A 25,132-nucleotide genomic window follows, 5' to 3' on the forward strand; every position below is an offset into this window, starting at 1 on the left:
CTCCATCAGTAAAGGTCAATGAATCGGGTTTCGGTGCTGCCGTCCTCATATTCAATCACTACTTCAATGCCGACCTGGGCATTATCGGAAAGTTTCTTCAAATTCTCCGATGCAATCTGCGCCGACAGTGTATAACTGCTGCGGTTGGAAGGATACACAGTCTGATACAGACTTTTTGTCATGCCTGCAACACCTTCTGCCCTAAAAGATGCTGTACCGGATGCACCGTTTTCTCCGTCTGCCTCAAAACCAGAACTGACCCAATATGCCAGTCCATCGTCTGCACGGGAATTTCGCAGATGATTGAACGGAACAAGTTCTCGGATATCGTTGTTGGATACCATTCCTGTGCCTTCCAGTGCATCGGCAATGGTATCAATGGAACTCACCGAACTGCCCAGATTCTTTAGTGTGGTGGAAAGTTCCAGAACGGTGTTCCAAGGCTCCTGCAGATTGTATTCTCGGCGCACGATACGGGTAGTGACCGAAAGACCCAAATCCTTATCTTCCACACGGACATAATCACCTAAGTTCCATGCCTCATGTTCATAACCCGTCAGAACTGATAAGTCCATCGCATTCAGCACATAAGATACGGCAGGCTTACAGTATTCTGCAAGACGCATGGCAGTGTATTCCTTCATCTGATACGGATTGGTGAAAGAAGAACAATCAAGGGTGGTAATGCGTACTTCTTTGGAATAAGTGAAATCCTCAAGATACGCTTTTCCATTATTGATATCAGCAAAGGTCATGCCGTTGGCACCGACCGCATAAAGCCTTGTTACAAGGGAACGGGTATCCACCACTCGTTCAATGCTTTTCATGTTCTTTTTGTAGGCAAATAGGGCACCGCTGTCTTTGCCGTTGACCGTAAGCAGATGCACCAATCGGTTCGGACAGTCAAATACGAGGTCACCACCGTGGAGATTGGCAACACTGCGAAGAATGGAGAGAGCATTTTTCTCCGTAGAAGTCCAGGTACGCTTTGATGTAACATTAACCGTTCCCACACTCCACTCCGTATCAGCCAAGGCATAAGACATGGCAATATCCGCTGTTTCTGCATCAAACTTCTTTTCTTCCTTACGAACAGAAAAGGTCAAATCGTAAAATTCCGCTTCGGCATACACTTGTGTAACTGTATTTCCCGCAGTGTCCTTCACATCAGTGATGGTTCGCACCTTATAAATGTCATCCACAATCTGGATTTTCTTTTCGTTTTCCAAGTATTTACGCTTACCGTCACGGAACGGAATAGAAAATGTCAGTGTATCCTCACCATTGATTTCACCCGTGACAATGATGTTATAGGCATTTTCTAAAATGGCCTCCCACGCTCCGTTATCGTCCAAAACCACAGGACGGGCATAGCCGATTTTTTCATATGGTGCTTTTGGAATATCATAAAGACGGATATCGATAAGTTTCGGTGTTTTTGAAGTATCCGTAGTGGTCAGCGTCACTTTGAAACGGATATAGTTTCGATTCGGAGATTGCAGTTTCCCGTCTGTTCCAACAGCAACCCAATCACTCCAATCCACAAGGTCATCACTGGTGGATGTTTCCACCGATGCCACTGCCGTTGTTCCCGCAACGTACTCACTGGTATAAGACACTCTGCCTGTACCGGAAAGGTTACATTCCATAGCCTTGGTATAGAGGATACCGCTTTCCGGATAAACACCATTCGTTGCTTTCAATGTAACACCGCTTACATCGGTAGTGGCATCTACATCCGAAGAATTATCTGCACCATTACAAAGAATGGTTGCATGAAAAAAGTCCACCAAATCATCCGCAGTAAGCGTTGAATTGCAGTCCAGAAACCACTCATCAAAACCACCTGCATAGTAATAGGTAGTAGCGTGCATACCAATAACCAGATCTGCAACGCAGGAGCGGTTCAGTTCTCCCGTAAATGTCAGAACCTCAGATTTCCAAACTTCGCCTGTGGAGCGGTCACCCACCACATAGGTGAACTTCTTACTTGTAGTCTCGATAACTCCGGCAATGAAATACCACACACCATTCTTTAATGAAAAAGTCGGTGTCACGGTCTTATCAAGGATAAGACTGCCAGAAGCGTTATAAAGCATAATTCTCGGTTTTCCGGAGTACAAAGACAGATAGAAAATCGGCTGTCCCGGACCATAACGGGTATTGAAAATCGGACAGAATGTATTACCAACGGAATAGGTGGTAGGGCACATCCAACCACCCACGATAATACGCTCTCCAAGATTTGCAAAAATATTGCCGTCATTGGTCACCTGCAGATGGGTCTTTTCAGAAGTTGGATTATTGATGTTAAAACGAATCTGTCTGCCTTTCGGACTCTTCAAAAGATTTGCCGTAGTTCCAGACCAGTTCACAACCGTAAAATTGCGTCCACAACCGGAAGAATCAGCAAGTGCCGTATTATCATCCGGTGCAGACTCATTGAAACGCCATAAACCGGAGGCAGCATACTCTGCAGGAAACTCACCTGTAAAATCCGTCTGTTTATTCAGAATTGTTTTCAAAGACATACCGTCACCTCCATCTGCTCTTGGCTTGTATCTGTAATTCGGTCAGCGTGGCATTGCTTACTTCCACGGTTACCGTGTTATCTCCGACAGCCAGTGTCGGAAAGTTTAGTTCCTGCAAATATGGCAGACCATTGCGGAGCGTTTCTCCGTTTTCATCCACCACATAGGCGGTCATTTTATCAGTATCCACGATGAGGGTTTCTCCCTCGGAAAGCGTGGCATTTACGATTTTCAGTTCCGTGCCGTTTGTGGTAATGCTGATATAATTGCTTGCACCTGCGGTTATCACACCCTTAATGCGATACACAGGCAGTGACTCAATATTGCCAATCGTTCTTGTAATGGTGTGAACCCCTTCCTCCACAATGGAGAAAGTTTCATCCGTGATAGCATATCCGAACGGGTCAGGACAGAAAAACTTCAGTTCAAAGCTGCCCGCCGAACGGATGAGCCTTTCACAATCCACTGCATCATTAAGCCTTGCCATAAAATATCTATCCGGCACATCATCAAGCACAAGCTGACGGAGTCCCTGCACAGGGTCAAGCCATGCAGCAATGTCATCCAAGGCAGATACCAATGATGTGAAGCTGTGTTTCGGATAGATATTGCACTGTATCTTGATTTCACGGTAATCAAAGTCTGCACCAAAATCTGCCACACCATATTTACCAGGCACAGTGGTGGTAAAGTTTCGAAGTTTACCACACACCTGCCAAGAGGTCAGACGGGCTTTGACGCCCATGCTTGCCGATGTAATATCATTAAAAATAAAACCCATAGGTCAAAACCCTCCTTTATGCTGTAGTAAAATGTCCCTGCGCACGGGAACCACTCTGAATCAAGTTGTAAAGTTCCTGGGAAATCTTACGGATATCCTCTTCGCTCCTTACAATCATCTGCTGAATGGTAATCAGCGCACCATAACCCGTTCCCATACCGGAAACGGTGTCATTTCGGTTGACAGTACTATTCACATTGAAATCTGTAGGAAGTGCCGTAGTCATATCATCCGCAAGGCTCTGCATCACATCATTGATGTCCTGACTCATACCTTCAGCGGCTGCAACAGCGTCTTTACCGCTGGTATTGATAGCACCTGCCAAGCCTTCCACCAACATCTCGCCAATCCATGCCATCTCATCCGAAGGCGAATGGATGCCGAAGAAATCACAGATACCGTCCCAGATAGAGGAAATCCAACCGGATACCTTGTTCCAAAGCCAGGATGCAAGGGACTGGATGCCCTGCCACAAGCCTTTGACAAGGTTGCCACCGACCTGTGCCATTTGAGATACGCCTTTACTCAAGGCATTCACAAGTCCGGAAATAATCTGAGGCACAGCCTTCACGATTGTCACAATAATAGTCGGCAAATTCTTAATCAGTGAAGTCAGCAAGGTAATACCCGCCTGTACGATTTGCGGAATGCTGTTAATCAGTGCATTGACCACAGAACTGATAATTTCAGGAATTGCAGCAACAATCGTTGTAATGATTTCCGGCAGTGCCTGGATGAGTGCCACTAAAAGGTCGATGCCTGCCTCGATAATCTGCGGAATAGAACCAAGCACTGCTGTGATGATACCCTCAATAATCTGCGGGATAGCCTCCACGATTGCCACGATGATTTCTGGCAATGCAGAAACCAACGAGGTCAGAAGCTGAATACCTGTATCTATAATTTGAGGGATTGCACCAATCACAAAATCCACAATAGCAAGTATGATGGAAGGCAGTGCCTCAATCAGCACCGGAATTGCATCAAGAAGTCCCTGTGCCAATCCCATGATAAGCTGCAAAGCCGCATCCAGTATCATCGGCAGACTGTCAATCAGACTCTGCACAATGGTAATGACTGCCTGTACTGCCGTTGGAATCAATGTAGGCAGCGCCTCTCCAATGCCCTGTACCAAAGACATCACTATCTGAATGGCGGCATCGATGAGCAGAGGCAGATTTTCTATCAGCGTATTCACGATGGTCATTAACGCATCAATGACCACAGGGATAAGTTCCGGCAGCATAGTCAGTATGGTATTCAGCACTTGGGAGAACAGGTCAACCACCATATCCAATAAGGTCGGCAGTAATTCTCCTACGGTCGAAAGCAGTGCGTTCAGAGCCGTTGGCAGTGCCGAGATGATATTCTCAATGACCGGGGTAATATTGGTCAGCACATCCTGAAACGCATCCACCACATTGTTGCAGAGCATCTCAATGTCAGCATCTGCATTACCAAAACCAACGATGAGGTTATCGATGGCAGCCTTCATGGCGTTCATGGAGCCTTCGATGGTATGCTCGGCTTCTGCTGCCGTTGCTCCTGCCACACCCATGCTTTCTTGGATAACGTGGATAGCCTCCACCACATCCGCATAGGAACTGATGTCATATTCAATACCGGAAATAGCCTGCGCATCAGCAAGCAAACGCTCCATTTCGGTCTTGGTACCGCCATAGCCGAGTTTTAGGTTGTCCAGCATTGTATAGTTTTGCTTGGCAAATCCCTGGTAGGCATTCTGAATGAGGGATATGTCTGTACCCATCTTGTTGGCGTTATCTGCCATATCAGTAATGGCCATATCCGCATACTTCACTGCTGCCTCAGTATCGCCCCCAAGGGAAGAAATCAGTGAGGCAGAAAAAGATGTGACCGTGGACATATAGTCATTTGCCGACATACCCGCCGTCTTATAGGCATTATTGGCGTATTCCTGTAAAGATGCAGATGAGTCTTTAAACAGCGTATCGATACCACCGACTAACTGCTCATACTCACCGTAGGCTTCTACCACCGCTTTTCCAAGTGAAACGGCGGCGGCAGCGGCAGCCGTGACCACCGCACCCATTGCCACACCAACAGCTTTTAGTGTTCCACCAAGTTTTGAGAATTTGCCCTCGGAATCATCGGCAGCATCTCCCGCATCTTCGATTTCTTCTTCCAGATCATCCGCACTGTCGGCGGCATCATCCATCTCACGCTCTGCTTCATCCAAAGCCGTATTATTTCGGTCAAGTTCACGCTCCATGTCATTGAGCGCCGCCGTAGCATTATTCAGTTGGATTTGCCACTGCTGAGTCCTTCGGTCATTTTCTCCGAAGGACTCAGATGCGTTAGAAAGTGCCTGCCTTAAAGTTTCGATTTTTTGTTTCTGTGCCTCGATTTCCTTATTCAGCACCTGATTTCTTGTGGTCAGTGCCTGCACGGAATTATCGTTTTTGTCGAACTGCGAGGTCACAACCTTCATTTCCGACCCCAGAACCTTAAAGGACTGGTTGATTTCGGACAACGCTTTCTTAAATTCTTTTTCACCTTCAAGACCAATCTTCAGACCAAAATCATCCGCCATCAAACCACCTCCTTAAATCCCGTCCGGAATGATATCGTCAATGAAATACTCTCGTTTCGGTTTTGCTGCGCCTGTGTACTGCTTGTGGCACTCCCACAAATCCAACAGCAAACCAAACGGCATCAGCCACACCTCATCCATTGACAGATGAAGCTGACTGATGCCGTAATACAATAGCCGGGTGAACAGTTCCTCGTCTGTTACCCGACCACTGCGTTTTTTGAGTTGTCCTCGCTTTGGATATTACGCTTGGTGCCCTTATACAAAGCCTCCGTAATGGCAACCTTGTAGTCTGCCAGATCCAAAGGAGAAGTCAAAAGTTCCACCATCTCCTCCGTGAGGACATCACGCTTGTTATCCTTGTTCTTCAGATTGTGGACAAGGATGGACTGATTGGCAAGCAGCGTAATCAGCCATACGATTTCACCGATAGCCATCTCGAAATTTTCAGACTTCATCAGCTTATCACCAAGGTTCTCAAGACCACCGTAGCGTCCTGCGATTTCCTTGGTAGCTTTAGTAGTGAGAAGCAATGTATACTCGTCACCACCGATATTGATAATTGCAGAGCGTTCGTTATCCATGTGTCATATCCTCCTTATTCAGCCGTTTCTGTAGCAAAGGAAGGTTCATATACTTCCTGATACCAGTTCGTGATAATTTCCGAAGTTACGGCAGCATCACCTTCCGTGACCTCTGCCTTCCAAGGATGCTTGCCCTTGCCGTCCACTTTGTTGCGGCGAAGAATCGTACCCTCAATAGTAGGTGTAGAGAAAGTAATACTGTCACCCTTGGTAGCAAGGTTTGTGGCAGGAATACCGAACTTCACACGATAGAGCCAGTAATACTTGTATTTGCCGTTGGATTTCTTTGCACGGAAACCCACAGCTACAGGCTCACCGCCATCCTCACTTGCAGACACCACAACGCCGTTTGCATCAATGGTCGCACCCGTAAGGTCGGATGCCACAGAAGCACCGATATCATCCACACCAAGAGAAAGTGTGCCGTTCTTAAATTCCTTTACGATTTCCGATGCACCATCATCGGCATAAAGGGTTGCCTCGGCAAGTTCCACCGAAAGGTCGGCGTTCATTGCCTTTGCCAGTTGCACCGGAGTACCGTAGGTTTCATCTCCCGTTTCATCTTCGGTGATTTTGGCATAAAAAAGTTTATCAAGACCGATAGTAGCCATTGTTTATTCCTCCATTTCATAGTGTTTTGCCACATCCACGTTGTAATGGAAGTAGCCTGTTTCGGTTTCATAACCGATATATCTGCGGTCGGTTATGGTAAAATCCGCGCCAATCAAGGCACGGACAATCAAATTTTTATCTTTTGTGTAGCTGCCTTTGGCATACAGAGAAATTCGAGCCTCCTGGATATCGCATCCTGGAGTATTGTCAGCATGAAGTTCAAAGCTGTCTGCCATAGGAACTACTACGATATATTTATCCGGAGCCTGACCTTTAAAAGCACCCGTTTCAAGCGGAATGCCAAGCGGCTCCAAGGTTTCATTGATATCTGACAGTACACTCACAGCTTTCTGACCTCCTCTTCAAATTTATCCTGCATGGCACTGATACAGGCAGCACGGGATGCAGTTTTTGCAGGTTTCATAAAAGGTTTGGCAGGCTGACCGTGTTTGCCATATTCGATGATATTCGCCAATTTTGCATTACTGATACCGTCACGGCGAGGTTCTGCAAAACCAACCTTGATATTGTGATTGCCGTTTTTATCCATCTTCACAGCAGACAGACCAAGGGCACTTTCCAGTTCTCCCGTGGAGCGGGATTCATACTTTGTACCACTTCCTACTACAGAAGAAAGGTTGCTCTGTGCCTTAGCAAGAACAATCTCGCCTCCGGCTTCAAGCACTTTTTGTGCCACAGGGTCAAAGTCTGAACCAAGCCTTGAGATACGCTCCAGAAAGTCCTCCGGCATCTTAATGTCTACTTTAGCCACCGGATGCCACCACCTTTTTCGCAAGTACCTCCGTATACATTCCACGCCCCTTGACATCCTCTACGGATGTGATTTCAAACCTTCCATCCTCACAGACCAAAATGTGGTCGGTGGTAACATTAAGACCGGGAATACATCGAAAGCGGAACAGGTCTGTTGCCTCGGAGAATGCAGCAAGATTTGCCCAACGCTCACTACCGTGACGGCCTTCTCTGTAAACACGGACAGAGGCGAGGATTTCATCCGCCGTAGCAGAGAAACCCTCGCTGTCCTTTACCTTTTTTGTGATAATAATGTCTGCAAATCCGTTCATTTTTCCGAAACTCATGTCACACCTTCCAATCTCGGTCGAGCCTTAAAAGAAGGTTGACCGTGTTCCATACCTGCTGACCTGCCTGCACATTATCAGCAAAGAAACCGCCTGTAGAGCCGTCCCTGGATTCATAGAAATGGGATGCCAGCATAATCACTGCCTGTTCGGTAGTGGCTGGCATCGCATTTTCCGTATAATATCCTGCTGCAATATGCTGATAACTTTCCGCATAAGAAACGGCGGCGGTGATGAACCTTTCAATCAGTCCATCATCCGCTGAATGTTCCAGTATCAGATTTTCCTTAACCTTCGTCAGAAGTTCGCTCATCACCGCCACCTCCCATCTTAGGCAGTAGCCATAGTGAGCAACTTCACAGCTTCAGGAAGTACCAACTTGCCGTCTACACGCTCCTTGGCAACAAAGCCGACCATACCGTTTCCGGCGAAGAGTTCCTTAAGTTCCGCAAAGGAACGAATACCACGGTCACCGATGTTGTAGTAACTGTAGTCACCAAAGGCAATGGCAGGCATACCCGCAGTGATTACAGGGAAATAAGGAGAAGTGTGTACCTCATAACCCAACAGTCTGCCAGGTTCTCCTGCCTGCACGGAATCCTGCCAAAGATAACGGCCGTTCTTGTCAGTCAGCTTACGGATGGCAGCCAAGGTCTGGTCATTGCAGATGAACTTGGCGTTCTTACGGTAAGGACGCTTAAGGGAGTACACAAGGTCAATGAGTTCATCGGCAGTGATGTCCGTTGCAGATGCAGCAGTCACACCAATTTCCGCACCACCTTCAGATGCAAGCAGACCCAAAGGCTGACCTACACCGGTACCGTTGAGGAAAGCATCCTCTTCTGCATTGGCGAGAGCCTTTGCAAACTGACGGAGAATGTACTTCTCAAGACCGAATGCATTGTCATACAGAAGCTCCTCAGTTACCTTCACAGCAACATGAAGCTTGTGGGCATCCAGGTTGATCTGGGCGAACTTCGCATCACCCCAGGTGAGTTCCTCACCCTCGTCAATCCACGCTGCCGCAGGCTTAGTGGCTGCGATGTTAATTTTACGCTCACCACTGGTAGTGATGGTATGACCGAGCTTACGGAAGATGTTTTCTTCCTCCAATGCCTCAATCAAACGGGTATCGTACTCTTCCGGAACAAGGTAACCGCCATCGGCATCAACGCCCTCCTGGAGAACATTTGACACATTGCGGAAGTTGGTACGGAGTGCCTTAAGCATACCGTCCTTGTAGGCATCAGAAGCACGTCCTGTCTTAGGCTTCTGGTCATGTGCGGAATTGCCGTTCATAGGCTTTTCCGTAATCGGAGCAGAAGTAGGTTTGGAAAGCTGTGCATCCATAGCTGCCATAGCCTCCATACGCTCGATTTCAGCACCGTAGTCCTGAACCTTCTTCTCCATCTGTGCATAGGTCTTTGCATCCTCATCGGAAAGCAGACCGTCCTTGTCGCGCTTGGTTTCCACAAATGCCTTTGCAGCCTGCCAAGCCTGGTTACGCTTTTCGCGCAGTTCATTAATCGTCATAATAAATTACCTCCAGTTTTTGATAAGATTTAGCCTTGCCATAAGGTCATCGGCTTTGGTTTTACGGGTTGGTTCGGACTTGATTGCACACTTGGCGGCAACCTTGTCCATAAGGGAATTGACCACATTTGCCTTGGAATAAAGCATGGAAACCGCAGGTAGCTCCATATCCTCGGCACTGTCGGAACGCTGCATGATTTCATCTGCAAAGCCGAGTTCCACGGCCTTATTTGCATCCATCCATGTTTCAGCGTCCATAAGGTGTGACAGCTTTGTGCGGGACAATCCTGTCTTGATTTCATAGGCATTGATGATGGAATCCTTCACGCTCGCCAGCATTTCGATGGCTTTCTGCATTTCCGCAGAATCACCGAAAGCAACCGTCATCGGATTATGAATCATCATCATAGACACAGGGGACATCAGCACCTTTGTGCCTGCCATCGCAATCACGGATGCTGCGGAGGCAGCGATACCGTCAATCTTGACCGTGACATTGCCCTGATAGTCCATCAGCATATTGTAGATTTGGGCAGCCGCCACACAGTCACCGCCGGGCGAGTTAATCCAAACGGTAATATCTCCGGAGCCTGCCATCAGTTCATCCTTGAAAAGCTGTGGTGTGACATCATCATCAAACCAGCTTTCTTCTGCGATTGTTCCGTTCAGAAACAGTGTCCTCGCCTCCGGCATCGTTTCCGTCTGTGCCTGGTTCTTCCACTTCCAGAACTTCTTCATCGGGTTTTTCCTCCTTTCCGTCATTGTCAGGTGTATTTGCAAAAGCACCCGCATCTTTTAAGGGGAGCATATTGCCGTTAATAAGGTAAAGGTCGCCGCCTTCTTCCGTAGGAATACGGTCGAGGTTTTCCAGTTCACGGATATCGTTTGCACTCATCCAACCGTTCTGGCGGCCAATGGCGTAGCCGTTCATACGGCTTTGATAATCACCACGGAGCAGACCTTCCAGATTGAATTTCACGAAATAGTCCTTCTTTTCTGTATTGGAAAGCAATGCCCTCATAATGGACTGCTCCCAACGGATGACCCACGGGTCCAAAGTGTATTTCACAAATTCAAGGGATTGCTGCTCAATATTAGAAAAGCTCGACTTCTCAAGGTCACCCACCATATGGGGAGGGACTCTGAAAATTCGAGCAATTTCATTGATTTGGAATTTACGAGTTTCCAGGAACTGTGCCTGTTCCGGAGAAATGGAAATCGGAGTATACTTCATTCCTTCTTCCAAAACTGCGACCTTATTGGCATTGGCACTGCCACCAAAGGCCGCCTGCCAACTCTCCCTAACTCTCTGTGGGTCTTTGATAGTACCCGGATGTTCCAACACTCCACCCGGCGTTGCACCGTTGGCGAAGAACTTGGCACCGTACTCCTCACAGGCAATAGCCATGCCGATGGCGTTCTTGGCCATAGCAATTGGGGAATATCCCACCAATCCATCAAAGCCGAGTCCGGGGATATGCAGCACATCGGAAGGCTGAAGCGTTACCGCAAATTCTTTATTTTTAATAGCTTCATCCGAGCCACGGTAATAGGTGTAGTACAGATGCCCGTTTTCATCCCTGTCCACTGACATCTTGTTTGGCATCAGAGGATAAAGGGCAACCACCTCGTTCTTACCGTTACGAATGACCTGGGCATAAGCATTACCCCACAAAAGCAGATGGGTCATGAGTGTTTCTCGGAATACGAAAGAACTCATTTCCGGATTCGGCTCATCATGGAGCAGTCGATAAAGCGGATGGTCGATGGCTTTTTCTTTGCCACCATCGGCATTATATCTGTATAGGTGCAGGGGAAGTCCTGCTACTGCTTCTGCCAGGATACGGACACAGGAATACACCGCTGTCATTTGCATCGCAGAACGTTCCGTTACATTTTTGCCGGAAGTCGAGCCACCCATATAAAAGGTATAGGCACTGCCCGCCGTTCTGTTTTCGGGCTTATCTCTTGCTTTGAATATTCCAGATAAAATTCCCATAAGAATCACGCTCCCTTCTTAAAAATAGGCATAAGAAAAGCACCTGCCGTTTTTGACAGATGCTAATCCATAATAGTTATTTACTTTTTAGGTGGAGGATTATCAAGCACAAAATATGTCATACTTTTAATATCCCCATATCTACCGAATCCCCAAACTTTATCTTCTCTGTCCATAAGAGTCTTAAAGACAATCAGTCCAAAGAACATACCAGCCTGAGTTTGGTTCTTACCACAGGCATAATATAGGGGTTCATACACTGTACCATCCCAATTGCTACCAGGCATCCACCCTGCAGTGTTAATTTCTTTTGTATCAACCAGTTCGTTAATAGCATCTACTACCTTATCGTAGTCTGCGTCAGAAATATGATTTCTCCAGTTATCATAATCCTTGCTATGAGGCAAGGTTGTCACATATTTCATAGAATCAACTGAATATAACATTTTACATTCCTCCAGAATCTTTAGTTTCACACACTAACCATAAATCCGGGATAGCGTGTAGTTAATGAAAAATTATACTTTTTGAGAATCCAAGCCAACATACCTGCAACATGATGCCTGTTAAGAGATGGGTAAGTTTTTTGAAGATTTCCCAATACTTCTGATATCAGTTTTCTTGTATCTCGACCCCTTGGATATTTTCTCATCGTGTCTACAATTTCTCGCTCCACTCTTCTTTTTACATAATCTGGTTGCATCGATTATCCCTCCTTAACATATAGCTGAACATTGGAACTTGTTTTTCCCGCAGGTTTTATCTGAATTAGTTCTTGGGTTTCCCTCTTTACAAGATGATAAAAATTTCTTCCCAGCGACAGTTTTACTCCTCGTGGGATAGTATCCCAATCATCAAACAAAGACATAACCGTAAATGGAACTCCTGCGGGCTGTAAAAGTGCCTGTTCCTTAAGATATGAATATCTGCTATCAAAATCATCTACTGAGATTGGATACTTCTTTACATACTGTGCAACAGATAAACCTATTGCTTTTGATTTAACCAAAACCTCCTCATATTCTTCATCAGTTAATGTAACGGAGACAGTTACTGCCATGCTCAACACCTCTTTCTGATAATGTGTTATAATATTTTGTAATCTAATATTAGCACACATAATCAGAAAATGCAAGGGGTTAAATAAATAAAATTCCACGGTCATCATAAACCGAGGCACTATTGCTATTACCACAACGAATCGCACGGTCAAGCGCCATAATCGTAGCAACGGCACCGTCAATCTTCTCTGTGGATTTGGCTTTATCTGCTTTGATGTTTCCGGCAGGGTCCGTCTTGATGTAGATGTTATCCATCATCCAACGAAGAACGGGATGCCCGCCATGAGCCAGTTTCTTCTCCATCGCAAGTTTCATCAGTTCCTTTGTAGGAGGCGACATATCTTTATATCCCTGCCCAAAAGGTACTACTGTAAATCCCATACCCTCAAGGTTCTGAACCATCTGGACAGCACCCCAACGGTCATAGGCAATTTCACGGATGTTATATTTCTCACCCAAAGACTCGATGAATTTCTCAATGTAGCCATAATGGACTACATTTCCTTCGGTAGTCATAAGCAAGTCCTGACGTTCCCAAATGTCATACGGTACGTGGTCACGGCGTACACGCAGGTCGATATTATCTTCCGGAATCCAGAAGTAAGGAAGAATGATATATTTATCATCCTCATCTTCCGGTGGGAACACCAACACGAATGCAGTGATATCCGTTGTACTTGAAAGGTCAAGACCGCCGTAGCAGACACGCCCTTCCAGTTCCGATTTATCGGTAGAAAATGCACAGGCATCCCAAACCGCCATCGGCATCCAACGAACAGCCTGCTTGACCCACTGATTTAGTCTTAACTGTCGGAATGCATTCTCTTCACCGGGATTTTGCTTTGCCTGTTCACAGGCTTGCTGAACCTTATCGATACCAACCGTCACACCAAGGGAAGGATTGGCTTTCTTCCATACTTCCGGGTCTGTCCAGTCATCATCATCTTCTGCACCATAAATCACAGGGTAGAAGGTAGGGTCAACTTTTCGACCTTCGATGATATCCTTTGCCTTTTGGTGCGTTTCATAGCAGATGGACTGTGTATCATTTCCCGCCGTTGTAATCAGGAAATAAAGCGGCTGCATTCTTGCATCACCGGAACCCTTGGTCATTACATCAAACAGTTTTCTGTTCGGTTGGGTATGCAGCTCATCAAAAATAACACCGTGGGTATTGAAACCATGCTTATTTGCCACATCCGCAGACAGTGCCTTATATTTACTTCCTGTAGGATTGTAGGTCATTGTCTTTTGGCTTGCCTGGATGGTCATTTTATTTTTAAGCAGTGGACTTCGCCTTACCATTTCCAAAGCAACGTCAAATACAATTCGTGCCTGGTCTTTATCCGCAGCACAGCCGTAAACTTCTGCACCCGGTTCAAAATCAGCACATAAAAGATACAGCGCCACTGCCGCTGCCAATTCTGACTTGCCTTGTTTTTTCGGTATCTCGATATAGGCTGTGTTGAACTGCCTGTATCCGTTTGGTTTCAAGACACCAAAGATATCTCGGATAATCTGTTCCTGCCAGTCAATCAGTTCAAATGGCTTTCCATCCCATGTACCTTTGGTATGACAGCAGAATTTTTCGATAAAACATACTGCGTGGTCGGCGGCATCCTTATCGTAATAGCTGCCCTCCGCCATAAAGCGGGTTGGTTTATAATTTATCAATTTTCGCAAATGTCGTCACCTCCTTGAAAATGGCATAAAAAATAGCCGCCACCATATTCGGTGCGACCGTGTATACGAGGAACAGAGCCTTACGGCTCCGTCCTGACCTTATGCAGGATTTTCTTATTCAAATTCACCCGTGAGAATGAAATGGGTGTATTCCTTTCGGTGTTCCTCAAGGTAGACCACCAATTCGTAAAAGTGCATCTCGTTGGCAATGTACTGTACCATCGGGATATCAAACATATTGGTTCGACCTGTGGCTCTGATGGCGAAAATCTGTTCCTTCACTTTATTCATCAGTGCAGACCTCCTTGCCCATAAGCAACTCCGTGTAGATTTTTGTGTAGCGTTCACATTCACTGCCCTCGGAGCCTGCGATGGCACGAAGGTAAAAATCTGCTGCTTCTTTTCTGCTGTCCCAAGTTTCCGTCTTACCGTAGCAGGTAATCTGTACTGCGTCCAGTTTTCGACAAATATCGACACCGTACACCACATTCAAGCCGGAACCCGTATCCCATCTGACCATGATGGAGGCAGTATCGTCCACGCCTCTGACCGTACCCTTTGTACCAACCGGAGGTGCCTGCATATCATCCATCTGCACCAGTTCCACTCGGCAGCCTACGGGATATTCCTTTCGAACCTGTTCCACAATTTCTTTATTCGGAAATCTCATGCTTCGCACCTCCCTTAAAAGCACTGCTGCCGGAAAGGTTGCGGAGCAGGATTTTCCTCTCATCCTTGTATTCGTTGCCGATAAAACCAAGTCTCAGAAGAAAGCATCGGAATGCATATTTCTCGTTGTCCACTGCTTTATCCGTGGCGTTAATGCGTTTCTGATTTCGACTCATCTCACAAAGGGCAGCAATGAAGTGGCTGTATGTCTTGACCTCATCAGCATTCAAACCGCTCTCAAACCAAGGGAAGGAAATCCTATCCTCTCCGACTTCGATTGGTGTTGCCTCAATGCCCAATGCCTTTTTAATAAGGCTGCCCTTAGCATCCAAAAGATTCGTCAGATTGCCAAGTGATACCTTATCCAAAGGAATCGCCACCGTAAGCCCCACAGTTTCGTCCTGTAGCGTTTCTGGTTCTTCATCAGCCATTTCCTCGGCTCTCGCATCAAGCCAAGCCTGTGCCATTTCTGCGGGTGCTACGACAAAGCCTTTGTCAGCAAGTTTCTCAAGCAACTGCTCGATTTCCTCACTGTCGGCTCTGTCATCAAACTCCACCGCACCTTCTTTGGTTACTGTGAAATAATCCACTTCGTAATTCATGCTGGGCATTCCCATGTACTTTGGTTTTACATCCAGAATTTCTCCCATTGCCGTAACCAGTGCCTTACGGTCACTTCCTGTTACATTAAATTCAAATCTCATGTTGAGTACCTCCTTTAATTTTCGGTACTACATATATCACTCTAAAGGCTCAAAATAGCAAGTAATATGTGCAAAATATAAGGGAGAATTGTTGTAGTTTTACACCCCTTCATTTTGTGTATAGTACACGATTCCTGTCAGCACATAAACCACATTAGGCAGTGCCACACCGTTGCCCCACATCTTATACTCTGCCGAGTCGGAATGCGGGTTCTGCAGCCACTTGAAGATTTGTTTCCGTGTTTTCGGTTTGCTTGATGTTCCCACAATCTTACGATGTGTTTCAAAGATTTCTGTCCAACGGGTGAGTTCCTCTTCCGAGGGAAGTTTTACACCAAGGTCATCGCACCACCAATCCGGGAATCCCTGGAGCCTTGCACATTCCGTAGGGGTCAGCCTACGGACAATGTATTCCAGATCCGCATCGGTGTCATTGACCAACGGAGGGTCTTTGTAATCTGTAGCTACTAAAGTATTGGCAAGTTCCTCTTCCGCAGAAGTAAAAAACGATGCCTTGCTGCTTGAGTAGGTGGGAACGGCAACCGCATCGGGTCCCGTGGCTTTCAGTGTGGAATTGACACCCTCATCACTGATACCCATATTCCTTGCAAAATTCTGACCGCAGTTATAGCTTTCACGGTCAATGGCATAAACCACTGCGTGGCGGTCTACGGTATTTAAGGTATACATGACATCACTTTCCGAATAGCCATTACCGTGATGGGATGGTCTTGAACCGTTACCTTCCACAATAGCAATACCGCCCTGGTTACATGATGGATTTCCACCGTTGCCGTCCAGAGTACGGGAAGTGTCCGCTTTATAAAAACCGCTGTTGGGATTAGCTGATTTCATGGCGTTGCTGTCTTTGGAGCAAACTCCAAAGGCTGTCGGCTCGACCACAAACGGCTGATTGTTACCGCCTGTGCCGTAGGTTGCTGCGACAGTCTGTGCAACGGAAAGAGGACCAACATAACGAGTGTCCTGTGAATGATTTTCATACACAGTGGCGGGAACAACTCCGGCTCGAAGTGTCGGAGATTTTTCCGCCTCATATCCAATGCCACGGCTGTTAGCAGAATGCTCCGTACAAAAGCCTGCCGATTCCATCACACAAGGCGGATGATGAGCTTCGGCACGAAGGGGACAGGTAAACTCTTCAGTGACATCCATACGGCTGCCACCCTGGTCGTTTAAGACGATGCCTGTCGCAGGAGTGCTTTCTTCAGAAGTTCCGGCAGTTCTTTTCCACGGGCATCGGCTCGGTTCAAGATTCCCAAACAGGCCTTCTGACTCAAATAATATTTTTCCGGCACACCCGCCATTAAAATCTGCGACAAGATAGATACGTCTTCTTCTCTGGGGAACTCCCCAAAACTGCGCGTCAACGCATCTCCATGCGATGCTGAAATCATCTCCCAGGATTTCTCCTGCTCCTGTCCATTTTCCTTTTGGAGGACAAGGAACAGCATAGTGGCCTTTGACGGACGCAACTGCCTCAAGGACGGCTTTGAAATCTTCTCCTGCGTTTGAGGAGAAGGCGCCGTGGACATTTTCCCACACGATGTATCTTGGATACTCACCATTGGTTTTACACCTCATTTCTTTTACGATTCGGATTGCTTCGTAGAACAAGCAGGAACGCTCACCATCAAGACCGCTGCGTTTTCCCGCGACGCTCATATCAGTGTTATCCCGACATCGGAATAACCAAGATTATGCCGAGGAAAAAGTTATCCCGAAGTTTAAGACGTTGTCCCTGTAGATAAAGGGATTGCGGTCAAAAACTTCGGGATAATAAATATTTATCTACGCTTTATTGCTTGTCCTGTGACGCAGAGTTGAAGACATGGTATAATCTTTTTAATTGAGCTGCCGTGAGCCCGCCAAAACTACAGAGGAGGAAGTTAATCATGAATAGAATATTTGAGAGCCAAGAGATGATGATTCTGAGCAACAAGGAAGTCTTTAAAAACAATGGGTATATTTTTACCTTTGCCGATGGCAGTTCTGTTAATGTTGCAACACGAACAGTTATCAACAAGGGTCCCGGAGAAATTATCATTAAAGATTTGCCGTTGTGGCCGCCAATGAATGAGATATTTAAAGAGCAACTGAAATTTAATGCCATTACGCAGCTTAGTGTAGGCGGAGATATGAATAATGTTGTCATTCTCCCTAACGAAGGTAGTGAGTGCCTTGTGTCAATTGGCGGATCGGATGATTTTGTTGAAAACAGCTCCGTTTATCAACGCGGAGATGAACTTTGTATTGAAACGCCCAAGAGTAAAAGCAACATCCATATTGATATGGGAAACGTTTGGGTTAATGGCAAGCGGCTTCCTCCGCGATTGTCAGAAGATTTTGGGTATATTGAAATTAAGTGTAATGTCCTCCACAGCCTGTATGTCAATGGTTCTGGTACAGGCAACATCTTTTCTCATGTCCCAATTTCCAACTTAAAAGCAAAAATCAAAGGTTCAACATCAATCAGTGCAATCAAATTAGAAAATGCAGAACTTAACATCTCAGGTAGTGGAAGTTTAGTTGCCGATGAATTAAATGGTAGTCTGTATGGTCGTATTTCTGGGTCAGGGAGTATCGACATATTAACGGGAACGATGGAAAATTTAGATGTTCAAATTAGCGGATCTGGAGATCTCATGATCGGAGCATTAGTTAAAACAGCCGCCTTAACTCTTTCAGGTTCTGGGAATATGATGATTGCACATGTACTTGATGAGTACACCACGCAAGAGAATGGCTCTGGATGCATAAGGGTGTTGAAGATAGGAAGATAATAGCGCACTCAAAGTAATCCAGATAATTTGAGGATCATTTCATCATCATTAATCCAAACCGGCACGGGCGGTGGAGCGTTGCCTCGAACAATATCAGCCTTGTCAATCGCCGCGCGCTTCATTTCGGTATCCGCGTAGGCATATACTTTGGTTGTTTCCTCACTGGCATGACCGAGATATTCAGAAAGCAACATCATCGGCATTCCTTGGTGGTACAGGTGCATTGCTCTGGTATGCCTGAGCATATGCGCATGGATATGCGGCGGGACCTCCGGACAGGCACGGCAAGCCAAATCTCCATATTTTTTCAGAAACAGCGCCACCGTATCTGCGGACATAGGCTGCTGTATTCCATGAATAACGGTGTAGAATAAAGGTTTTTCACTGTCCGCCGGTTCATTGGTATGGAATGTACGCAAATACCGCTCACAATGCTGAACTGTTCCGGCAAGCAAAGGTACCGTGCGGGTCTTGCTTCCTTTGCCGTGCAAATAGGCAATGGGATGCTGAACCTTAATACGCAGATCACGAACCTTCATGCCCAAAAGTTCACCGCAACGCGCGGCTGTATCATACATCAGCACCATGAAAAACAGATTGCGCAGCCCGGTTCGTTTTGTCGGATCTGGCTGTTTCAGCAAAACCTCCAACGCTGTTTCCGACAGATACTCCACCACCTTGCTTTGCGGTGCCTTAATCGGAATATTCTGGACGGTTACGCTTAATGCAATCTGCGTGCAGTCGAGCTCCCCGGCGTAATCAAAAAATGAGCGCAACACCATAAGCCGTTGATTGCGGGTATTGGCACCGCAGTGCCGGTCATTTTCCAGCCAATCAAGGAAATTCAGAATCACCTCTCTGTTCATGGTATCAAACCGTATTTGCTTAATGGACAGCCTTTGTTCCGTTCGCAAATACAAAATGAGAAGATTCAGTGCCTGGCGGTAGGATCGAACCGTATTTTCGCTAAAGCATCTTTGGTTGGGCAGATACTCCAACAGAAAACTTCTGATAGTATTAAAAAAATCATTCATCGCACTCCACCTCCGGCAAAAGATGTTCTGACGCTGAATAGTCAAACCCCGCCATTTTTTCAAACAGGCCCGGAACCAAGTGGATATAGTAGTGTGTGTCGCTTAACTGCGCGTGTCCCATATACGCGCTGAGATATGGCAGCATAGCGGTTACGTCCTTGCCATCGCGCATCCACTGGTACAAACGGTGCGTTGCGAATGTGTGCCGGAAGTCATAAAGTCTGGGGGAATGCTCTCCGGATGTCCCGATTCTTGCTTTGGCTTTAACAATGCGAAATGTCTTTTCCAGCCACTCTTTGGTGTACAGATTTTCATTGGAATTGGGAAAGAACAGCTCACGTCCCGGCATAAGCCGTGAAACAATTTCATCATACCGCCTGCACACTTCAACAACGTCATCCGCCATCATCACAATGCGGCTTTTGTGACCCTTGCTCTCCATAATGTCCAAGCGTCCCTTTTCCAAATCCACATCGGCAGTCCGGAGTTTTCGGGCCTCGCAGGGGCGCAGGCCACAGCAATACAATAGCCGGACAAGAGTTGGAAGAACAAAATGGCGGATAGGATAGCCCTTGCGTGGCCGCAGATGGTCTAAAACATCCCACAGTTCAGCGATTTCTTCCTCGCTGTAAATGTGTGGGATGTACCGCTGGCCTTTCTTTGCGAAATTGGGATGAAGCACAAAGGCTGGTTCCCCGCAGCGGTTTAGGTAACGAGCAAATTCCCTGACCGGCATTAAGCGATTGCGAAAGGTGTTGTTGCCCTCCGTATTCTTTCGGACCGCCCAAGCCAAGCATATTTCTTTAGTCAAAGCGGTTTCAGAGGGGAACCTGTCAAGGCAGAACCGGTCGAAATCGCGCAGCAGCCGTAACGATTCGTCATACGGAAATCCGACAGCATTCTTTTGCTGTACAAACCCGCGCAGATGCTCGGCAAAAAGGCTTTCAAACGTGTATGTCATGCCAAATCACCAACCTTCCCGCAAGGCACAAGCCCCAGAGCGCAGGTTTTCAGGCCTTGCTCATCTACGGAGAGATACGGTTTTGCCGAATCAATTTTTGAATGCCCCAAAAGTTGTCGAAGCAATTCAAGCGGTATCTCGTTTTGCAGCAGCCGGGTTCCAAACGCCCGCCGGAAGCTGTGGAAACCCCGGCGAGGAATATCTGAAGCAATCTTTGCACGGTGCAGATACTTTGTCACAAGGGCGCTGGCGCTGCGGTTGTTGATGGGGCGCAGAGTGCCGGTGTGACACAGGAAAATATACGGCAGATCACTTTCCGGGCGGGCATGGAGCAGATAGTCCGCGATTGCGTTGCCGCTTTCAGGTTCAAGAGGCAGGCTCAGCGGCTTGCCCGTTTTCTGCTGAACAATGTTAATTTCCCGGGCCCGCCAGTCAATGTCCTCCCGTTTGAGATTTACAACATCACAGGCGCGCAGGCCGGTTTGGGCGGACAAAAGCATCATAGCGTAATCGCGCTTACCGACAGCCGTTGCTAAATCTGGCTCATTCAGCAGGCACGCTGTTTCATCAAAGGTAAAACCCTCTCGGAATACAGTTCTGCGTGCGGCCATCTCAGGAACCGCAAGGCTCAGGTTCTCCGGCGTGAAATTGTTTTCATACAAATGCAGGAGAAATACCCGGACGGAAAAGATAGCCGAGTGCAGGCCGCCGGTATACCGAGTTGCCATATGGGTTATGGTGTCGCTGATCTCTGCCAAAGTGATGCCGTCAAAGGATATCCTGCCGCGTGCTTTCAGTTCGAAGAAAAAGGTGCGTATGGCGCTTCGGGCCGTCTTGACCGTGCTGCCCGCAAGTATGCCGGTGCGGTTAGCATTGTCGCAGAAATGGAGAAGCAAGGCTGCAAATTCGGGAGCCGGTTCGCGTTGTCCCCAATCTGGAACCTTGCAGAGAGTAATATCTTCGGTTCGGTGCATTTCAGCCAGAAGGAAACTCGCTTTGCGCAGGTTCTGGTATGAAACCCGTGAGGTAAGCCCTTGCTCATATTTGCTTCGTATTTCCGACACTATGTCGGATGCCAGCGATTCAGAATAGTGTGCCAGTCCTTGCTCTGTGTGCCTGCGCAAGATGATTGTCATTCCTTCGACCGTATAATGCCGCACTGTTCGTTTCGTCAGCCCCACTTTGAGAAGCTCTTGCTTCACTCGCCAAATCAGTGCGAAAAGATCGTCGGGGTCGGCCAGTTGTTCAGGTGTTGGCATGTCCAGTTCAACACTTTGGCGTGGTTTTCTCAAAACAGGTTCCCAGGGTCTGAGTTCTGTCAACTCTACTGTACCGGTTTGTGCAAAGTGTTTGAGCAATTCACTCCCACGCCGGACCAGCCGCCATTTCCATTCGGAAAACTCACCCCGCTCAAAATGTTCGCGCTGCTCCAGCACAAAGGTATCAAGCATTTCGTCGTTCACATCCATAACTCCCTTTCGGGTGAAATGGCGGATAATTGCGCCAAACCCTGTGGTTCGATACTCTTTGACCGTCTTTGCACTTGAGCCGCCTTGCTCCAACAGCCGTAATGACTGTTCAGCGGCCCCTTGTAGATTAAATGTGTCCATTCGTTTTACCTCGCATTTCCGGATAGTCAGGTGAAAACCTGCTTTTTTATTATGCAAGTAAACGATGGATTCCATTCTGTTATCCCGAAGTTTTCGGCCACAATCCCTTTATTTACAAGGGCGGTGGCTTAAACTTCGGGATAACTATTTCCTCGGCATAATCTTGGCAGGGACTGCCAAAAGTGATGATGTCTACAGGGTCGATTTCCGCGCCGTTGATACCGGAAATGTCACCGAGGTGTTTCATATGTGGAATACGCCTACTTGTTACACGAATAGGAAAAGGCTCAACTTCCGATGCCCACAAAGGGATGATACCAGAAATCAAGCCTCCTAAAGGAAATCCCCCGGAGCCATCAAAGAGGCTGCCGAGGGTCATAGGTTTCTTATTCATCTGTACCAACCTCCTTCACAAGGTCGGCATAAGGAATACGCTCGCCGTTACGGACAACATATACATTATCTGCATCACCAGTATCTTCCACATATCTGCGAAGGATAACCGATGCGTATTTTTCATCCAGTTCCATCGTATGGCAGATGCGGTTTGTTTTCTCGCAAGCCATCAGCGTAGAACCACTGCCGCCAAAGGTGTCGACCACGATGGAATTTTCACGGCTGGAGTTGCCGATAGGATATGCCAACAGGTCAAGTGGCTTGGAAGTCGGATGGTTTTTATTTTTCTTTGGCTTATCGAAGTTCCAGATGGTGGTCTGACTTCTGCCTGCGTTCTTACTCCAATAATGCTTTCCGTTCTGGAGAAAACCGTAAAGCACAGGTTCGTGCTGCCACTGATAATCACTTCTGCCAAGCACCAGAGAGTTCTTGACCCAAATGCAACAGCCGGAAAGGTGAAAACCTGCATCGATAAATGCCTTACGGAAATTCAAGCCTTCGGTGTCAGCATGGAACACATACGCAGCACCGCCTTTTTCCAGGTGGGCAGCCATGTTCTGAAATGCTGAAAGCAGGAATTCATAAAACTTCTCACTTGCCATTTTATCGTTTTTAATGGACAGACCATCGGAACTTTCAAAGGCAACATTATACGGAGGGTCGGTCAGCACAAGATTTGCTTTCTTACCATCCATCAGCGTAGCAACATCATCGGGATTTGTGGCATCACCGCACATCAGTCTGTGCCTGCCAACTGTCCATACATCACCACGTTCCACAAAGGCAGCCTGTTCCAAAGCATCGTTCAAATCGAAATCATCCTCTTCCACATCGGATTTATCATCTCCTGCAAAGAGGTCTGCAATTTCATCATCATCAAAGCCTGCAAGACCGATATCAAAATCCACACCCTGCAGTGCTTCGATTTCAATTTTCAACAGTTCTTCATCCCAGCCTGCATCCATAGCCATACGGTTATCAGCAAGAATATAGGCTTTCTTCTGTGCTTCGGTAAGGTAATCTACGAAAACACAAGGGACTTCATCGATACCTTCTTCTTTGGCTGCCATCACACGGCCGTGTCCGGCAATGATACCGAAATCCTTATCAATAATGACAGGATTGATAAATCCGAACTCTCGCAGGGAGGAACGCAGTTTCATAATCTGCTCCGGAGAATGGGTGCGGGCATTATTTACATACGGCACTAATTTTGAAATGGACACTAATTCCATTTGTGTAGTTGTTCTTCCCATATGCGCCCTCCTTAGTACAGACCCCATTCAGCGAATTTTTCAAAGCCGCCGAGTTTCTGTATAAAATCATTTGCAATTGTTACCACTTCAGAATAAGGGATGCCATCAATCGTATCATCACCGATGGCACAGCAAAGTTCCACAGGTCTTCCGGTTTCCTGTGCCTTAAGGAAGGCATAGATATTTACAGACACATCTGCCTTGGATAGGTCTTTGCCGTGAAGACCGCCGCCTGTTACGGAATCTGCCATATCAGAACCGAGTTTACGATTGGTTGCTCCCGTATCTACATCCGTACCGCCAGTCCAGTCACCGAGCGGATTGATTTCTGCATCGGCAAAAAGCATCTGCAAATCTTCTGTTTTTACATTGCTCTGACAGATGATCAGGCGAGTGCCGTCCTTGATGTACTTTCCGTCATAAGGACATCTGTCATAAATATTTCGGGCAATGCGGGAAAGTTCCTTTTGCTCCAGTGTCAGAGGCATACCCTTAAAAATGCCGTTATCACCGCAACGGACACCGTTTTTCTGATTGCCTGTCAGATGCTTATCCTGGGGAACGATAACAATGTCCGTATCCATCACACCTGCGATGCGATGTACAATGCGGATAATATCTGCTTTATTCAAATCGGCTGTGGTTTCGATAACGACATGGCACACGCCATGACCGATTAATACCTCCACTGCAATTTTCGGATTGCTGTCATTTGCATAAGCCAGATCTACAATGGCTCCTGCAATTCTGTCTGCCACCTTATCCGGATGGCTCGGATTTACTTTTTCAATCATAATTAGAACCCCTTTCTCTGGTGCAATAATCGTTCCAGGTCATCATTCGGATTGGTACCGGAGAAGTCCACGGAACAGTTTTCTTTTACAATTTGCATGATGTTATCCCACTGCCTTGAGGCTTGGTTCATGTAGTTGATGCCGATGTTGATAAACGGGGATGTGACGGGTTTTCCGGTTGTCGGATGTTTGGATAAAAATCCAAGTTCGTTAGTCATCTCCTCGCATTGCAGCCATCTTGCCACGCACATGGCATAACGCTCAATGGTCTGCGGAGAAACATAACCCGCACAGCCGATGGAATTGAGCCAATTCCAGGTATCTTCGTAAATCTGCTTGGCTCTCAGTTCCGTACCGTCACGCTGCTTTGCACTGAGCAGTTCATTTGGTTTCGGCATCTGGATACCCTCCACATCGGGGATATCTAACATCGTAAGTTTGCGACCGCCGG

At 46.9% G+C, this 25,132-nt stretch carries 27 protein-coding genes and 2 pseudogenes; 1 reads left to right on the forward strand and 28 read right to left on the reverse strand.

Translation table 11 applies throughout. The features are described from left to right. Positions 1 to 5: 5 nt before the first annotated feature. The 21 genes and pseudogenes from DWV34_RS02590 to DWV34_RS02685 all read right to left on the reverse strand — a co-directional run bounded on the left by DWV34_RS02590 (position 6) and on the right by DWV34_RS02685 (position 17,512). Positions 6 to 2,531, reverse strand: coding sequence for a phage tail spike protein (locus DWV34_RS02590; RefSeq protein ID WP_118475284.1), 2,526 nt, complete (start codon positions 2,529 to 2,531; stop codon positions 6 to 8). 4 nt (positions 2,532 to 2,535) lie between these two features. Continuing rightward, positions 2,536 to 3,312, reverse strand: a complete 777-nt coding sequence (locus tag DWV34_RS02595) for a distal tail protein Dit (RefSeq protein ID WP_118475286.1) — start codon at positions 3,310 to 3,312, stop codon at positions 2,536 to 2,538. Between the two features lie 16 nt (positions 3,313 to 3,328). Then, positions 3,329 to 5,884 (reverse strand): phage tail protein, encoded by a 2,556-nt coding sequence (locus DWV34_RS02600; RefSeq protein WP_118475289.1) that lies wholly within the window; start codon positions 5,882 to 5,884, stop codon positions 3,329 to 3,331. Positions 5,885 to 5,896: 12 nt separating this feature from the next. Beyond that, on the reverse strand, positions 5,897 to 6,058 hold the full coding sequence (locus tag DWV34_RS17170) for a hypothetical protein (protein ID WP_158565670.1): 162 nt from the start codon (positions 6,056 to 6,058) through the stop codon (positions 5,897 to 5,899). A 26-nt stretch (positions 6,059 to 6,084) separates the two neighbouring features. Then, positions 6,085 to 6,468 (reverse strand): hypothetical protein, encoded by a 384-nt coding sequence (locus DWV34_RS02605; protein WP_118475291.1) that lies wholly within the window; start codon positions 6,466 to 6,468, stop codon positions 6,085 to 6,087. 14 nt (positions 6,469 to 6,482) lie between these two features. Then, a complete protein-coding gene (locus DWV34_RS02610) occupies positions 6,483 to 7,079 on the reverse strand; it encodes a major tail protein (RefSeq protein WP_118475293.1) in 597 nt (198 codons plus the stop codon). 3 nt (positions 7,080 to 7,082) lie between these two features. Further along, positions 7,083 to 7,424, reverse strand: coding sequence for a hypothetical protein (locus tag DWV34_RS02615; RefSeq protein ID WP_118475295.1), 342 nt, complete (start codon positions 7,422 to 7,424; stop codon positions 7,083 to 7,085). Next, entirely contained in the window at positions 7,421 to 7,852 is a 432-nt protein-coding gene (locus DWV34_RS02620) for an HK97-gp10 family putative phage morphogenesis protein (protein ID WP_118475297.1), read from the reverse strand. Before DWV34_RS02620 ends, DWV34_RS02615 begins: the two co-directional genes overlap by 4 nt. After that, positions 7,845 to 8,180, reverse strand: coding sequence for a head-tail adaptor protein (locus DWV34_RS02625; protein ID WP_118475299.1), 336 nt, complete (start codon positions 8,178 to 8,180; stop codon positions 7,845 to 7,847). The genes DWV34_RS02620 and DWV34_RS02625 overlap by 8 nt, the downstream gene beginning before the upstream one ends. A gap of 1 nt (position 8,181) precedes the next feature. After that, positions 8,182 to 8,493 (reverse strand): head-tail connector protein, encoded by a 312-nt coding sequence (locus DWV34_RS02630; protein ID WP_118475301.1) that lies wholly within the window; start codon positions 8,491 to 8,493, stop codon positions 8,182 to 8,184. Between the two features lie 17 nt (positions 8,494 to 8,510). Then, positions 8,511 to 9,713 (reverse strand): phage major capsid protein, encoded by a 1,203-nt coding sequence (locus tag DWV34_RS02635; protein ID WP_118475303.1) that lies wholly within the window; start codon positions 9,711 to 9,713, stop codon positions 8,511 to 8,513. Positions 9,714 to 9,719: 6 nt separating this feature from the next. Then, a complete protein-coding gene (locus DWV34_RS02640) occupies positions 9,720 to 10,451 on the reverse strand; it encodes a head maturation protease, ClpP-related (RefSeq protein ID WP_118475305.1) in 732 nt (243 codons plus the stop codon). Further along, on the reverse strand, positions 10,348 to 11,712 hold the full coding sequence (locus DWV34_RS02645; protein ID WP_118475307.1) for a phage portal protein: 1,365 nt from the start codon (positions 11,710 to 11,712) through the stop codon (positions 10,348 to 10,350). The genes DWV34_RS02640 and DWV34_RS02645 overlap by 104 nt, the downstream gene beginning before the upstream one ends. A gap of 80 nt (positions 11,713 to 11,792) precedes the next feature. Beyond that, complete coding sequence (locus tag DWV34_RS02650; protein ID WP_118475309.1) at positions 11,793 to 12,158, reverse strand: hypothetical protein; 366 nt, start codon at positions 12,156 to 12,158, stop codon at positions 11,793 to 11,795. 26 nt (positions 12,159 to 12,184) lie between these two features. After that, entirely contained in the window at positions 12,185 to 12,415 is a 231-nt protein-coding gene (locus tag DWV34_RS02655) for a hypothetical protein (RefSeq protein ID WP_118475311.1), read from the reverse strand. Positions 12,416 to 12,418: 3 nt separating this feature from the next. Then, positions 12,419 to 12,772 (reverse strand): DUF1413 domain-containing protein, encoded by a 354-nt coding sequence (locus tag DWV34_RS02660; protein ID WP_158565671.1) that lies wholly within the window; start codon positions 12,770 to 12,772, stop codon positions 12,419 to 12,421. A gap of 79 nt (positions 12,773 to 12,851) precedes the next feature. Next, positions 12,852 to 14,420, reverse strand: coding sequence for a terminase large subunit (locus DWV34_RS02665; RefSeq protein WP_118475442.1), 1,569 nt, complete (start codon positions 14,418 to 14,420; stop codon positions 12,852 to 12,854). Positions 14,421 to 14,570: 150 nt separating this feature from the next. After that, entirely contained in the window at positions 14,571 to 14,747 is a 177-nt protein-coding gene (locus DWV34_RS02670) for a DUF5049 domain-containing protein (RefSeq protein ID WP_118475315.1), read from the reverse strand. 163 nt (positions 14,748 to 14,910) lie between these two features. Continuing rightward, positions 14,911 to 15,126, reverse strand: a pseudogene (locus DWV34_RS18075) (DUF4314 domain-containing protein); the annotation flags it as partial. After that, a complete protein-coding gene (locus tag DWV34_RS02680; protein ID WP_118475319.1) occupies positions 15,110 to 15,829 on the reverse strand; it encodes a virulence protein in 720 nt (239 codons plus the stop codon). The gene DWV34_RS02680 and the pseudogene DWV34_RS18075, both read right to left, overlap by 17 nt. A 99-nt stretch (positions 15,830 to 15,928) precedes the next feature. Next, complete coding sequence (locus tag DWV34_RS02685) at positions 15,929 to 17,512, reverse strand: DNA cytosine methyltransferase (protein ID WP_118475321.1); 1,584 nt, start codon at positions 17,510 to 17,512, stop codon at positions 15,929 to 15,931. A 230-nt stretch (positions 17,513 to 17,742) separates the two neighbouring features. Between DWV34_RS02685 and DWV34_RS02690 the strand changes: the two genes are divergently transcribed. Next, entirely contained in the window at positions 17,743 to 18,630 is an 888-nt protein-coding gene (locus tag DWV34_RS02690) for a GIN domain-containing protein (RefSeq protein WP_118475323.1), read from the forward strand. 8 nt (positions 18,631 to 18,638) lie between these two features. Here DWV34_RS02690 and DWV34_RS02695 read toward each other — a convergent pair whose 3' ends face one another. The 7 genes and pseudogenes from DWV34_RS02695 to DWV34_RS02725 all read right to left on the reverse strand — a co-directional run bounded on the left by DWV34_RS02695 (position 18,639) and on the right by DWV34_RS02725 (position 25,079). Beyond that, on the reverse strand, positions 18,639 to 19,664 hold the full coding sequence (locus DWV34_RS02695; protein WP_118475325.1) for a tyrosine-type recombinase/integrase: 1,026 nt from the start codon (positions 19,662 to 19,664) through the stop codon (positions 18,639 to 18,641). Beyond that, complete coding sequence (locus DWV34_RS02700; RefSeq protein ID WP_118475327.1) at positions 19,657 to 20,625, reverse strand: tyrosine-type recombinase/integrase; 969 nt, start codon at positions 20,623 to 20,625, stop codon at positions 19,657 to 19,659. The genes DWV34_RS02695 and DWV34_RS02700 overlap by 8 nt, the downstream gene beginning before the upstream one ends. Further along, positions 20,622 to 22,310 carry a site-specific integrase gene (locus DWV34_RS02705; protein WP_118475329.1) on the reverse strand — a complete coding sequence of 563 codons (1,689 nt, stop codon included), beginning with the start codon at positions 22,308 to 22,310 and terminating at the stop codon, positions 20,622 to 20,624. Before DWV34_RS02705 ends, DWV34_RS02700 begins: the two co-directional genes overlap by 4 nt. A gap of 85 nt (positions 22,311 to 22,395) precedes the next feature. Continuing rightward, a pseudogene (locus DWV34_RS02710) lies at positions 22,396 to 22,629 on the reverse strand (DNA cytosine methyltransferase); the annotation flags it as partial. Then, the gene (locus DWV34_RS02715) at positions 22,622 to 23,887 is read right to left on the reverse strand and encodes a site-specific DNA-methyltransferase (RefSeq protein ID WP_118475331.1); all 1,266 of its coding nucleotides are present in this window, start codon (positions 23,885 to 23,887) and stop codon (positions 22,622 to 22,624) included. The pseudogene DWV34_RS02710 and the gene DWV34_RS02715, both read right to left, overlap by 8 nt. An 11-nt stretch (positions 23,888 to 23,898) precedes the next feature. Next, a complete protein-coding gene (locus DWV34_RS02720) occupies positions 23,899 to 24,681 on the reverse strand; it encodes an S-adenosylmethionine synthetase N-terminal domain-containing protein (RefSeq protein WP_118475334.1) in 783 nt (260 codons plus the stop codon). Positions 24,682 to 24,683: 2 nt separating this feature from the next. Further along, positions 24,684 to 25,079: a terminase gene (locus DWV34_RS02725; RefSeq protein ID WP_243000799.1), complete on the reverse strand. Its 396-nt coding sequence runs from the start codon at positions 25,077 to 25,079 to the stop codon at positions 24,684 to 24,686. Between the last annotated feature and the right edge of the window lie 53 nt (positions 25,080 to 25,132).

This window comes from Anaerostipes sp. AF04-45 (assembly GCF_003461725.1).
Classification (GTDB): Bacteria; Bacillota; Clostridia; order Lachnospirales; family Lachnospiraceae; genus Anaerostipes; species Anaerostipes caccae.